An 11,817-nucleotide genomic window follows, 5' to 3' on the forward strand; every position below is an offset into this window, starting at 1 on the left:
CCAACTGACGCTCCGAGCGCACGCCGAACAGGTAACCGATGAACAGCGCCTTGAACATCAAGGTCGGATCGAGCGGCGGGCGGCCGTTATCAGCACAGTAAAGACCGGCAACCCGATCATGGATGAAGGAAAAGTCGATTACCGCGTCGATCTTGCGAAGCAGGTGATCCTTCGGAACAAGCTGATCGAGCGTCACCATCTCGAGAGCCGTCTGTTCGGGAGCAGGTTTCTTCAACATGACCCAGTGAATCACAAACCCCTGGACGAGGCCAGGGGTTTGTCAGCAGTCTGAGCCCGCTGGGAAGCGGGCTTTCGAATTGCGTGAAGGGATCCGTCTCAGCGCTCGGCGAGAGCTTCCTCGCCCTTCTTCGCGCGCACCAGATTGATGAAGCGACGGAAGAGGTAGTGGCTGTCCTGCGGGCCGGGGGAGGCTTCCGGGTGATGCTGCACCGAGAAGATCGGCTTACCAGCGACACGCAGGCCGCAGTTGGTGCCGTCGAAGAGGGAAACGTGAGTCTCTTCAACGCCATGGGGCAGAGACTTCGTGTCGACCGCGAAGCCGTGGTTCATCGAGACGATCTCGACCTTGCCTGTGGTGTGATCCTTGACGGGGTGGTTGGCGCCATGATGGCCCTGGTGCATCTTTTCGGTCTTGGCGCCGAGCGCGAGGCCGAGCATCTGGTGACCGAGGCAGATGCCGAAGACCGGGATGTCGGTCTTGATCAGCTTCTGGATAACAGGAACGGCGTATTCGCCTGTTGCGGCCGGGTCGCCCGGGCCGTTCGACAGGAAGATGCCGTCGGGCTGCATGGCAAGCACATCCTCGGCACTCGTCGTTGCCGGCATGACGGTGACCTTGCAGTCGAGGCCGGCAAAGAGGCGCAGGATGTTGCGCTTGACGCCGTAGTCGAGGCAGACGACGTGATACGTCGCATTTTCCGGGGTAAGCTCGCCGTAACCTTCGTTCCAGATCCACGGGGTCTGCGCCCACTGCGACGTTTGGCCTGACGAAGCGATCTTGGCGAGGTCGAGGCCTTCGAGGCCGCTCCACGCCTTGGCTTCCGCCTTCAGCGTCTCAACGTCGAACACACCGTTGGGGTCATGGGCGATAACGGCGTTCGGCGAGCCGTTTTCGCGGATCCAAGCCGTCAGCGCGCGTGTGTCGACACCGCAGAGGCCGATGATGCCGCGAGCCTTCAGCCAGGCATCGAGGTGCTTGACGGCGCGGTAGTTGGACGGATCGGTGATATCGGCCTTGAAGATGACGCCGACGGCGCCGTGGCGTGCTGCTGGCGTCAGGTCCTCGATGTCTTCGTCGTTGGTGCCGATGTTGCCGATATGCGGGAAGGTAAAGGTGACGATCTGGCCGAGATAGGAGGGGTCCGTCAGAATCTCTTCGTAGCCAGTCAGCGCCGTGTTGAAGACCACCTCAGCCTGGACCTTGCCGGTCGCGCCGATGCCCTTGCCTTCGATGACGGTTCCGTCTGCAAGAACGAGCAGGGCAGTCGGCTTTTCGGTTGTCCAGGGTGCTGTCGCGGTCATCTTCATCCCGTTTCCGGCAGCCACACGTCCTTGGGCAACGTTGGCCGGCCATTTGGTTCGCAAGCATATGCGCGCGGCAAGGCGCGCGCTCTCAGGCCTGATCACGAATTTTGGTGCAGGTGGCGGTAAATAGCCACGCTGTTGCGCGAGGTCAATCTTTGTAGCGCACATTCTGCGGGTTTTCTCGCGCTTTCTGCCGTCATTTTCCGCAATTTATTTGATCCCATGCATTCGCGTGGTTTATGAAGCGGCATTCAAACAGGAGTGATTATGATGTTGCGCGATCAACTCGCCGCCGCCCTCAAGGATGCCATGAAGTCCAAGAATGCCGAGCGGCTCTCGACCGTTCGCCTGATTCAGGCCGCCATCAAGGACCGGGATATTGCCAATCGTGGCGCCGGCAAGGAAGAAGCGAGCGACGACGAAATCCTGCAGATCCTCGCCAAGATGGTGAAGCAGCGCGACGAATCGGCGAAGATCTACGAAGAAAACGCGCGCCCCGAACTGGCCGCTAAAGAGCGTGCCGAAATTGCGGTGCTCCATGATTTCCTGCCGAAACAGCTTTCGGATGCGGAGGTACGCAGCAACATCGCCGCGATCATCGCGGAAATCGGCGCCGCCGGCCCGAAGGACATGGGCAAGGTGATGGCCGTCCTGAAGGAGCGCTATGCCGGCCAGATGGATTTCTCCAAGGCCTCCGGCGCCGTCAAGGAACAGCTGAACTAATCAGCGCAGGCTCGCCGTCTTTCTGGCGGCGAGCCCCAGAACCGCTTCTGCGGCAGCATCGACAATGGCGAATTTCGCGGCCTGATAACCCCAATACTCCATGATAAACGCGCGCGAAATCCAAGTATCGCCCTTATAGGGCGGTTGTGTCCAACCCACGCTTCCCATTTCGGATGCCGTCGTCAGCAGGCGCTTCAAATGCGTGTTGGAGATCATGAACTGGTCACGGATTTCCTTGAGCGACACGGGGCCGATGTGGGCCCGTTCCGAGTTGCGATCGAAGTTGTCGATACTGATCATAAGGTAGTCCATGATCAGGCCGCCGGAGTTTGCCCAGTTGAACAGATTGTATGTAGCGCCTGGGTCGCGCACGGCATCGCTATCGATGATCCCCTTGGAGATCAGCGGCTGCATCCTCGAGAAGGCCGAGGGGTCGGCATTCATTCGGTCCAGCCGATTGCCGCCGTCAAGACTGTCGAGAATAAAAAGGTGGGTGGCGAGCCACCTGTAAAAGTGTTCGTGAGCGGTTTCCGTCGGCTCCAACAGGCGCGTGCGCTTGTCGCTGGTACTCAAGACCGGGCTAAGGAACCGGTAGGCTAGCATTTCCTGGATAAAGGCTGCGGCGGTATTGCGGCTCGCAATCTTGTTCGCAACGGCAAAGGCGATGAAACGGCGCGAATAAAGGCCGAGCTTCGGTTCGCCGGGATAGCCGAAGTGGAGTGCAAAGCCGGCATGGGCCATCAACCAGCGTTGCTGCGCGGCAAAGATCGATGCGATGCGCGGGCTCTCGCGGTAGATCGTCAGCATTTCGCGGGCGCAGTTCAGCACGGCCACGAAAAAGGCGTCGCTTTCTAAAAAATCCTCAACTCTATGTGGCATTCGATGATCCCGGTAGGATACTTTCATTGGGCATCGAAGGAGAACTGTCAATGCCATCCACTGCCCGCAGCGGACATGAATACATCGAAGATAAAACTTTTAGGTGAAATTATAGAAGGCAGGAGCTGGGGGTGCTCCTGCCTTCTTGCTCTTTGCTTCCGGTGGCGACGCAGGACCGAGATCCAAGCCACCGGTTACTCGCAAAGACACCCTTGCGAGGCGGCGCCGGGGGTAGGGATGGTGCCTCGCTTGGGGATCGCTTCTTTCCCATTGAAGTTATTGCGACGCGGCAACCGATTCAAATTACAAAAAAATAATGATTGGCGACGGGGCTGCCTTAGGTGTGGCAACCGCGATGGAGGCTACTGCGCGCCGACATGAAATTCGTCGGTCGGAGCAAGTCGGAAGCCGTTGTTCCGAAATCGGTTTTTGACGATAGTCAAGAACTGAGACGGTCGGGACGCCTGCTTGCATACACGCAAAACGTGGGGTTATTGCCGTCAGTGTCGCACCCCCTGTCGCAGGGGCGGTAACGCAATTTTGAACACTCATTTCGGGAGAATTTTGAGCAGGCAATGGTCCTGTGAATAGCGCGGCTTTCGCCCAAATGCCGTGGCATGTGCGGATGAACCTGCTTATATGGACCCAATCAAGAGGTTCACATGCGCTTTTCCAATTCCTTTCTCGACGAGATACGCGATCGCGTGCCGATTTCGGACGTGATTGGCCGTCGTGTGAGCTGGGACAAGCGCAAGACCAACGTGTCGCGCGGCGACTATTGGGCCTGCTGCCCGTTTCACGGCGAGAAGTCGCCGAGCTTCCACTGCGAGGACCGAAAGGGGCGCTACCACTGCTTCGGCTGCGGCGTCACCGGCGATCACTTCCGCTTTCTCACAGATCTGGAAGGGTTGAATTTTCCGGAGGCGGTGCAGCAGATCGCCGACATGGCGGGCGTTGCCATGCCGGTTGCCGATCCGGTTATGGAGAAGCGCGAGAAGGAGCGCACTTCGCTTCTCGACGTGATGGAGCTTGCGACCAAGTACTTTCAGGATCAGTTGCAGACGGCAAACGGCGCGCGGGCGCGGGCTTATCTTCGCGACCGCGGGCTGACGGGACGCACGATCGAGACCTTCCGGCTCGGCTTTGCCCCCGATAGCCGAAACGCACTCAAGGAGTTTCTGGCGGGCAAGGGCATTGCCAAGGAACAGATCGAAGCATGTGGGCTCGTGGTCCATGGTCCCGAGGTGCCGGTCTCCTACGATCGCTTCCGCGACCGCATCATGTTCCCGATCCTGTCATCTCGCGAGAAGGTAATTGCGTTCGGGGGGCGTGCCATGTCGCCTGATGCGCCCGCGAAGTATCTCAATTCCAACGAGACAGAGCTCTTCCACAAAGGCAATGTGCTCTACAATTTCGCACGCGCCCGCCGGGCGACGCAGGGTGCGAACGGCGAGGGCACGATCATCGCCGTCGAAGGCTATATGGACGTGATCGCGCTGCATCAGGCTGGCGTCGAGAATGCCGTGGCGCCGCTCGGCACGGCATTGACCGAGAACCAGCTTGAACTCCTCTGGAAGATGACGCCGCAGCCCGTGCTTTGCTTCGATGGCGACGGCGCCGGCATTCGCGCCGCCAATCGCGCTGCCGATCTGGCGCTTCCGCATATCAAGCCGGGGCGCACCGTGCGCTTTGCCCTGTTGCCCGACGGCAAGGACCCGGACGATTTGGTGCGCAACGAAGGCCGTGCGCCCTTCGACAAGGTGATGAGCCAGGCCAAGCCGCTGGCAGAGATGATCTGGGGCCGTGAGATCAACACCGGGCAGTTCGAGACGCCTGAAGCGAAGGCCGAGCTCGAAGCGCGGTTGAAGCAGCTGGTTGGTGTCATTGCCGATGAGAATGTGCGCCGTCACTACCAGCAGGATATGCGCGACCGCCTGAACGGCTTCTTCCAGCCGCAATTCCAGAATCGCGGCAATGAGCGGCGAAGCTTTGATCGTGGCGGTGGACAATCCCGTGGCCGTGGCAACGAGGGGCCACGCGGCCCGCGCCTTTCCGGCGGAGGCATTTCCGATCGGCTCGCCCGCTCCGGTCTGGTTCGAGGCCACCAGGAGACGCCTGCCTTGCGCGAGAGCGTTCTGGCGCTGACAGTTATCAATCATCCGGCCTTGATGCAGGACGAGTACGACGAAATCGCCTCGATCGACTACGACAATCGCGAGCTTCAGCGGCTCTGGTCTGTCATGCTCGGCGCCGCCGCGGCCGTGGCCGGCCCGCACCTCACGCGAGAGCACCTGCTGGAGCGCATGGAAGAGCAAGGCTTCGGCTCATTGCTACAGGGGCTCGAGCAGCAGATCCGCAATGCCCGCCTTTGGATCGCTACATCGGAGGCTGCGATGGAGGATGCGCGCGAAGGCTACCGGCAGGCGCTCGCCTTCCACAAACGCGCCAAAGCGCTGCGTTTCCAGAAGATCGAGCTCGAACGCGAGATCGCCGAGGCAACCGAGGCCGGCAACGGCGAGGTGATCGATCAGTTGATGCGCGCATTGCAGGAGGTTCATTTCGAGGGGCTTCGCTTAGAGAACCAGGAAGCGATCATCGATGGATTCGGCGTGCTCTCCGGCCGCGTCAAGGGAGCGGCTAGCCATTGAGGGATTCTACAGTGCAACTTTCTGCCGGCGGTGCGCTGTTCGGTGCGGAGCGCTCGCCTCTTGGCATTCTTAACCGTGTCTATGGCTATCCGGCCTTCCGCGGCAAGCAGCAGCAGGTGGTGGAGCATGTCGTCGCCGGCGGCGATGCCGTCGTTCTCTTTCCGACGGGGGCCGGCAAATCGCTCTGCTTCCAGATTCCGGCGCTCTGCCGCGAAGGTGTCGGCATTGTCGTTTCGCCGCTGATTGCGCTGATGCGCGATCAGGTGGAGGCGATGAAGCAGCTCGGCATCAGGGCCGCGGCACTGAACTCGGCGCTGTCACGCGAGGAGTTCATCGAGGTTCGTCGCGCGATTGCCGCAGGCAAGCTCGATCTCCTTTACGTGACGCCGGAGCGCATTCTCATGGATGGCTTCCGAGACACGATCGGTAACGCGCGGATCTCGCTCTTCGCCATCGACGAGGCGCATTGTGTTTCCCAATGGGGCCATGACTTCCGCCCCGAGTATCGCGAGCTTGGCAAGCTGGCGGAGCACTACCCGGGTGTGCCGCGCATTGCGCTGACGGCGACGGCCGACTCGCACACCCGCGACGATATCGTCGAACGGTTGGCGCTGAACAATGCCCAGGTTTTTACGACCAGCTTCGATCGCCCGAACATTTCCTACGAAATCGTCGAGCGCGATCAGCCGCGCCAGCAGTTGCTGCGGTTTCTTTCCGGACACAAAGGCAACAGCGGTATCGTCTACTGTCTGTCCCGCGCCAAGGTCGAGGATACGGCCGAGTGGCTGAACGGGCAGGGCATTCGGGCGCTTCCCTATCACGCCGGCATGGACAGGGTGCTTCGCGATGCAAATCAGGATGCCTTTCTGAAAGAGGATGAGCTTTGCCTTGTCGCCACCGTCGCCTTCGGCATGGGGATCGACAAGCCGAATGTGCGCTACGTCGCGCATCTCGATCTGCCGGGCTCGGTCGAGGCGTACTACCAGGAGACGGGCCGCGCCGGGCGCGACGGCCTGCCTTCCGAAGTCTGGATGGCCTACGGCATGGCCGACGTCATCCAGCGCCGCCGGATGATCGACGACGGTGGTGCGGCCGACGAGATCAAACGCGTTGAGCGCTCCAAGCTGAACGCGCTGCTGGCGATCTGCGAAACCGCCTCGTGCCGCCGTCAGGCAATCCTTGCGCATTTCGGCGAGGCGCATGCCGGCAAGTGCGGTGGCTGCGATACCTGCCTGAAGCCGGTCGAGACCTGGGACGGGACGGAGGCAGCCATCAAGGCGCTTGCCGCGATCTACCGGACCGGCGAGCGGTTCGGCACCGGGCATGTCGTGGATGTGCTGCTCGGCAACGTCAACGAGAAGACTGAACGCTTCGGCCACACGACAATGCCGGTCTTTGGCGCCGGAAATGATCTGCCGGCCCGCACGTGGCAATCGGTATTCCGGCAATTGCTTGCGATGGGATTGGTCCGCGTCGACAATGAAGCGTTCGGCGCCCTGAAGCTCGAGGCGGAGGCCCGCGCCGTCTTCAAGCGCGAACGCCCGGTTTTCTTCCGCAAGGATCGTCCGGTTGCGGAACGACGTTCGAAACGAACGGCGCAGGTCGAGCGGCGCTCCGTTCTTTCAGGCGGAGACGGCGTGCTCTTTGAAGCCTTGCGCGCGGAGCGGACGGCGATCGCGCGCTCGCTCGGCGTGCCGCCCTATGTTGTCTTCCCCGATACGACACTCATCGCCTTCGCGACCGAGCGGCCGCGGACGCACAAGGAGATGCTCAACATCTCGGGGGTGGGCCAGTCGAAGCTCGAGCGCTACGGTGATGCGTTTCTGGATGTGATCCTCGGTCACGATGACTAGGCTGCGCCGAGGGTGACGGTTGGATCGGGCATGACATGCTGACGCTTTCAAGGTCTTTAGGATCCAAAGCCCCCCGTCTCGAGCCACGCGTTTTACCAACTTTACCGAGATAGAAACATCGGAACGGTGCTGTCTTTCAGCATGGACTGTGTTACGCCACCGAAGAGGCGTTGCTGCAGGCGTGGGTGGTTATAGGCACCCATCACGATGAGATCTGCCGCGACATCGAGGGCGTGCTGCCTCAATGCCTCGTCCACCCGCCGTCCGCCGCTGGGCACGCGGTCAACCTCGACATTGATCCCATGCCGCGCAAGATAGGCCGCGATGTCGGCTCCAGGTTCCTCACCGTTTGCTGTTGCTGAAGAGACCGGATCAATAAGTGTCACGTGAACCGTGTCGCTGGCTTTCAGGAAGTCCAGGGATTGCCGCGCCGCGCGGGCGGCTTCGTTGCTGGAGTCCCAAGCAAGCAATACCGACTTCGGAGACGTCGTCATCGATTTCTTGGCGGGATTGATCAAAATCGGGGTCGGCGATTGAAAGAGTGCTCCGTCGATAACGCGTTTTCGCAGGGGCTCGTTGCGCGCCGTCTGAGCCTCGACAAGAACCAGGTCCGCATAAAGGGAACGTTCGGCGATGTCGTCATCGACCCAGGCGAACTCTGTGTAGATTTCCTGCACATCGCTTGAAAGATCGGCGTTCCGCAGTTCCGCTTTGACTGCCGCAGCTTCTTCGCCGAGGTGTTCGATTTCGCGCTGCTGCTCGTCGAGCCACGCTGTGGAGATCGCCTGGTATGTTGCGATCGCGGGCACGGCACCCATGCTCATCACAAGCGCTGTCAGATGTGCGTCGTGACCCTCGCAGAACTTCACGGCGTTGCTGAGGTCGTCGGCCCAATGGTCGACGCCGAGAACAGCTAGAACGGTTTTGATCGTCATTTTGACCCGCCTTTCTGTTGGATGAAGCCGATTCTACTCCTTTCGCGCTGACCTGCATTGATCTCTGTCAAAATCGTACCGCGGATATGCTTTGGCGAACTATGGCGGCGAAATCCGGCGTTGACGACGGCAAGACAGGCTCTTGGCTATGTGCTAGTGCAGGGCATCGGGAAACATCACAAGAAGGGCATTCAATGACCTCGGAATTCCTCTCCTACCTCCGCACCGAACTTGCCGCACTGAAGGATGCCGGACTTTACAAGTCCGAGCGCGTCATCACCTCCAAGCAGGCAGGCGAGATTGCCGTTGCCTCCGGCGAGCGCGTGCTGAACTTCTGCGCCAACAACTATCTCGGGCTCGCTGATAATGAGGAGCTTGTCGAAGCGGGGAAGAAGGCGCTCGACCGCTATGGCTACGGCATGGCGTCGGTGCGCTTCATCTGCGGTACACAGGAAGAGCACAAACAGCTCGAGGCCCGCATTTCCTCCTTCCTCGGCATGGAAGACACGATCCTCTATTCCTCTTGTTTCGACGCCAATGGCGGTCTCTTCGAGACGCTGCTCGGCGAGGAGGATGCAATCATCTCCGACGCGCTGAACCACGCCTCGATCATCGATGGCGTGCGTCTCTCCAAGGCGAAGCGCTTCCGCTATGCCAACAACGACATGACGGCGCTGGAGGAAGAGCTGAAGAAGGCGGAAGGCAGCCGCTTCAAGCTGATCGCTACTGATGGTGTCTTCTCGATGGACGGCATTATTGCCAACCTGCAGGGCGTCTGCGACCTCGCCGAGAAATATGGTGCGATGGTCATGGTCGACGACAGCCACGCCGTCGGCTTCGTCGGGAAGCATGGGCGCGGGTCAGCCGAGCATTGCGGGGTTGAGGGCCGGGTCGACATCATCACCGGCACGCTCGGGAAGGCGCTCGGCGGTGCCTCCGGCGGCTATACTTCGGCAAAGGCGGAAATCGTCGACTGGCTGCGGCAGCGGTCGCGCCCCTATCTGTTCTCGAACACGCTGGCACCGGTAATTGCGGCTGCGTCGCTCAAGGTCTTCGATCTCATCGAGAACGGTGATGCGCTGCGCGAGCGGTTGGCAGCCAATGCGGCGCTGTTCCGCTCCGAAATGACGAAGCTCGGCTTCACCATGGCGGGCGAGGGGCATCCGATCATTCCTGTCATGCTCGGCGACGCCAAGCTGGCGCAGGACATGGCGGCGCTCATGTTGAAGAAGGGCGTCTATGTGATCGGCTTCTCCTTCCCTGTCGTGCCAAAGGGACAGGCGCGCATCCGCACGCAGATGTCGGCGGCGCATTCACGTGCAGATGTCGAGCGGACGATTGCGGCCTTTGCCGAAGCCGGCCGCGAACTCGGTGTCATTTAAAGGGTTTGGGAGAGTTAGATCATGTCGAACATGATGAAGGCGCTGGTCAAGGCGAAGCCGGAGGTGGGGCTTTGGATGGAACATGTCCCGGTTCCCGAGGTCGGACCGAACGACGTGTTGATCAAGGTGAAGAAATCCGCGATCTGCGGTACCGATGTCCATATCTGGAACTGGGACCAGTGGGCGCAGAAGACCATTCCTGTGCCGATGGTCGTCGGCCATGAATTCTGCGGCGAGATCGCTGAGATCGGCTCGGCGGTTACGAAATACCATGTCGGTGAACGTGTTTCCGGTGAGGGGCATATCGTCTGCGGCAAGTGCCGCAACTGTCGTGCGGGCAGGGGCCACCTCTGCCGCAACACGCTCGGCGTCGGCGTCAACCGCCCCGGCTCGTTCGGAGAGTTCGTCTGCATTCCCGAGGCGAATGTGGTGCCGATTCCGGACGATATTTCCGATGAGATCGCCGCGATCTTCGACCCGTTTGGCAACGCGGTGCATACAGCTCTTTCCTTCGATCTCGTCGGCGAGGATGTGCTTGTCACCGGCGCGGGCCCGATCGGCATCATGGGGGCGCTGGTCGCCAAACGATCGGGCGCCCGCAAGGTGGTCATAACAGACATCAACCCGCATCGGCTTGATCTCGCCCGCAAGCTCGGCATCGATTATGTCGTCGATGCCTCGAAGGAGAACCTCACCGACGTGATGAAGTCGATCGGAATGACCGAGGGCTTCGACGTCGGGCTTGAAATGTCCGGCGCTGCGCCGGCCTTTCGCGACATGATCGACAAGATGAACAATGGCGGCAAGATCGCGATCCTCGGCATTGCGCCTGCCGGCTTCGAGATCGACTGGAACAAAGTCATCTTCAAGATGCTTAACCTGAAGGGCATCTACGGTCGCGAGATGTTCGAGACTTGGTACAAGATGATTGCTTTCGTGCAGGGCGGGCTGGATTTGTCGCCCGTTATCACGCACCGAATCGGGATCGATGAGTTCCGGGAGGGATTCGAGGCAATGCGCTCGGGCAATTCAGGCAAGGTGGTTATGGACTGGAACTGAGGAGGATCGATGCAGTACGAAGGAAGCTGCCATTGCGGCAACATCGCATTTGAGGTGGAGGGGAGTTCACCTCCGCCCTTGATTGCAATTGTTCGCTATGCCGACGGCGCGGAGGGCTGCTCGCCTTCGTTCCCCGCGACAAGTTCACCCTGAGAACGCCGCGTGAGAAGCTGTCCACCTATACGTTCAATACCCACACGATCCAGCACCGCTTTTGCGGCACTTGCGGCATCGCTCCCTTCGCGGAAGCTAAGATGCCTGACGGTGCCGAGATGGCCTGCATCAACGTTCGATGCATTCCCGCTGTTGATCTTGCAAGTCTGGAGATCCAGCCCTGGGATGGGCAGTCGCATTAAGCTCCGACGGAGGTCGAACAAAACAAACGGCGGGCACGTCGAATCTTGGCGGCGACTTGGCTGTTCAGGAAGAATGCCTGCTGCTCTTGTCTTCTCGTGGTGACATCCTATTTATGGTTGGCAATCGCTTGGGCGGTTCCGGGCCTGTGGATAAGGCTTTTTCCGGGTTTTGTGAGGCTTTTTTGCTAGAAAAGCTTGACGAGAACAAAAAATGTGGGAATCACCGTTCGACTTGGAAAGCGGTGAACTGGGTCAAGGGCGGATCGCACAACCATGGCCGGACATTTGATGACAATGAAGCTCTGTCGTCCGGCGCCGGCAATCGTGGTTAATCAGGCATTAAATCTCATCCCGTTAGGTGAGACTAGGTGATTCGAGACGGTCGTTTGCGGCGTATCGGCTGCGTGCGGCCGTTCACTGCGACGAGTTTGAATAGC

The 11,817-nt window shown here is 60.1% G+C and carries 10 protein-coding genes and 1 pseudogene; 7 read left to right on the forward strand and 4 right to left on the reverse strand.

What is annotated here, in order from left to right; translation table 11 throughout:
* A partial coding sequence (locus RHIBUN_RS33205; RefSeq protein WP_198021137.1) for a transposase occupies positions 1-238 on the reverse strand: 238 nt, incomplete at its 3' end.
* 98 nt (positions 239-336) lie between these two features.
* Positions 337-1,542 (reverse strand): glutamine-hydrolyzing carbamoyl-phosphate synthase small subunit, encoded by a 1,206-nt coding sequence (carA, locus tag RHIBUN_RS0108745; protein ID WP_025659294.1) that lies wholly within the window; start codon positions 1,540-1,542, stop codon positions 337-339.
* A 273-nt stretch (positions 1,543-1,815) separates the two neighbouring features.
* Between carA and RHIBUN_RS0108750 the strand changes: the two genes are divergently transcribed.
* Positions 1,816-2,268, forward strand: a complete 453-nt coding sequence (locus RHIBUN_RS0108750) for a GatB/YqeY domain-containing protein (protein WP_025659295.1) — start codon at positions 1,816-1,818, stop codon at positions 2,266-2,268.
* Here RHIBUN_RS0108750 and RHIBUN_RS0108755 read toward each other — a convergent pair whose 3' ends face one another.
* Positions 2,269-3,147 carry a hypothetical protein gene (locus RHIBUN_RS0108755; protein ID WP_018857179.1) on the reverse strand — a complete coding sequence of 293 codons (879 nt, stop codon included), beginning with the start codon at positions 3,145-3,147 and terminating at the stop codon, positions 2,269-2,271. It abuts the gene before it with no gap.
* A 662-nt stretch (positions 3,148-3,809) separates the two neighbouring features.
* On the opposite strand from RHIBUN_RS0108755, the gene dnaG reads away from it, so the two are divergent.
* Both dnaG and recQ read left to right on the forward strand, forming a co-directional pair.
* Positions 3,810-5,795 (forward strand): DNA primase, encoded by a 1,986-nt coding sequence (dnaG, locus tag RHIBUN_RS0108760; protein ID WP_018857178.1) that lies wholly within the window; start codon positions 3,810-3,812, stop codon positions 5,793-5,795.
* The gene (gene recQ / locus RHIBUN_RS0108765) at positions 5,792-7,648 is read left to right on the forward strand and encodes a DNA helicase RecQ (RefSeq protein WP_025659296.1); all 1,857 of its coding nucleotides are present in this window, start codon (positions 5,792-5,794) and stop codon (positions 7,646-7,648) included. The genes dnaG and recQ overlap by 4 nt, the downstream gene beginning before the upstream one ends.
* A gap of 101 nt (positions 7,649-7,749) precedes the next feature.
* On the opposite strand, the gene RHIBUN_RS0108770 is transcribed toward recQ, so the two are convergent.
* Positions 7,750-8,583 carry a universal stress protein gene (locus RHIBUN_RS0108770; RefSeq protein WP_025659297.1) on the reverse strand — a complete coding sequence of 278 codons (834 nt, stop codon included), beginning with the start codon at positions 8,581-8,583 and terminating at the stop codon, positions 7,750-7,752.
* Positions 8,584-8,777: 194 nt separating this feature from the next.
* Between RHIBUN_RS0108770 and RHIBUN_RS0108775 the strand changes: the two genes are divergently transcribed.
* The 4 genes and pseudogenes from RHIBUN_RS0108775 (at position 8,778) to RHIBUN_RS36335 (ending at position 11,712) form a co-directional block, all read left to right on the forward strand.
* Positions 8,778-9,965, forward strand: a complete 1,188-nt coding sequence (locus RHIBUN_RS0108775) for a glycine C-acetyltransferase (RefSeq protein WP_025659298.1) — start codon at positions 8,778-8,780, stop codon at positions 9,963-9,965.
* A 21-nt stretch (positions 9,966-9,986) separates the two neighbouring features.
* Complete coding sequence (gene tdh / locus RHIBUN_RS0108780; protein ID WP_018116225.1) at positions 9,987-11,024, forward strand: L-threonine 3-dehydrogenase; 1,038 nt, start codon at positions 9,987-9,989, stop codon at positions 11,022-11,024.
* A gap of 9 nt (positions 11,025-11,033) precedes the next feature.
* Positions 11,034-11,380 (forward strand): annotated as a pseudogene (locus RHIBUN_RS35225) (GFA family protein).
* A 56-nt stretch (positions 11,381-11,436) separates the two neighbouring features.
* The gene (locus RHIBUN_RS36335) at positions 11,437-11,712 is read left to right on the forward strand and encodes a hypothetical protein (RefSeq protein WP_131815344.1); all 276 of its coding nucleotides are present in this window, start codon (positions 11,437-11,439) and stop codon (positions 11,710-11,712) included.
* The last annotated feature ends 105 nt before the right edge of the window (positions 11,713-11,817 follow it).

It is taken from the genome of Rhizobium sp. IBUN (assembly GCF_000510625.1).
In the GTDB taxonomy this organism is placed as follows: domain Bacteria; phylum Pseudomonadota; class Alphaproteobacteria; order Rhizobiales; family Rhizobiaceae; genus Rhizobium; species Rhizobium altiplani.

What these genes read in the sequence shown, in the direction of transcription:
- carA (WP_025659294.1), bottom strand. Translation starts at nt 1,542, where the DNA reads ATGACCGCGACAGCACCCTGGACAACCGAAAAGCCGACTGCCCTGCTC.
- RHIBUN_RS0108775 (WP_025659298.1), top strand. Translation starts at nt 8,778, where the DNA reads ATGACCTCGGAATTCCTCTCCTACCTCCGCACCGAACTTGCCGCACTG.
- dnaG (WP_018857178.1), top strand. Translation starts at nt 3,810, where the DNA reads ATGCGCTTTTCCAATTCCTTTCTCGACGAGATACGCGATCGCGTGCCG.
- RHIBUN_RS0108770 (WP_025659297.1), bottom strand. Translation starts at nt 8,583, where the DNA reads ATGACGATCAAAACCGTTCTAGCTGTTCTCGGCGTCGACCATTGGGCC.
- RHIBUN_RS0108755 (WP_018857179.1), bottom strand. Translation starts at nt 3,147, where the DNA reads ATGCCACATAGAGTTGAGGATTTTTTAGAAAGCGACGCCTTTTTCGTG.
- RHIBUN_RS0108750 (WP_025659295.1), top strand. Translation starts at nt 1,816, where the DNA reads ATGTTGCGCGATCAACTCGCCGCCGCCCTCAAGGATGCCATGAAGTCC.
- tdh (WP_018116225.1), top strand. Translation starts at nt 9,987, where the DNA reads ATGTCGAACATGATGAAGGCGCTGGTCAAGGCGAAGCCGGAGGTGGGG.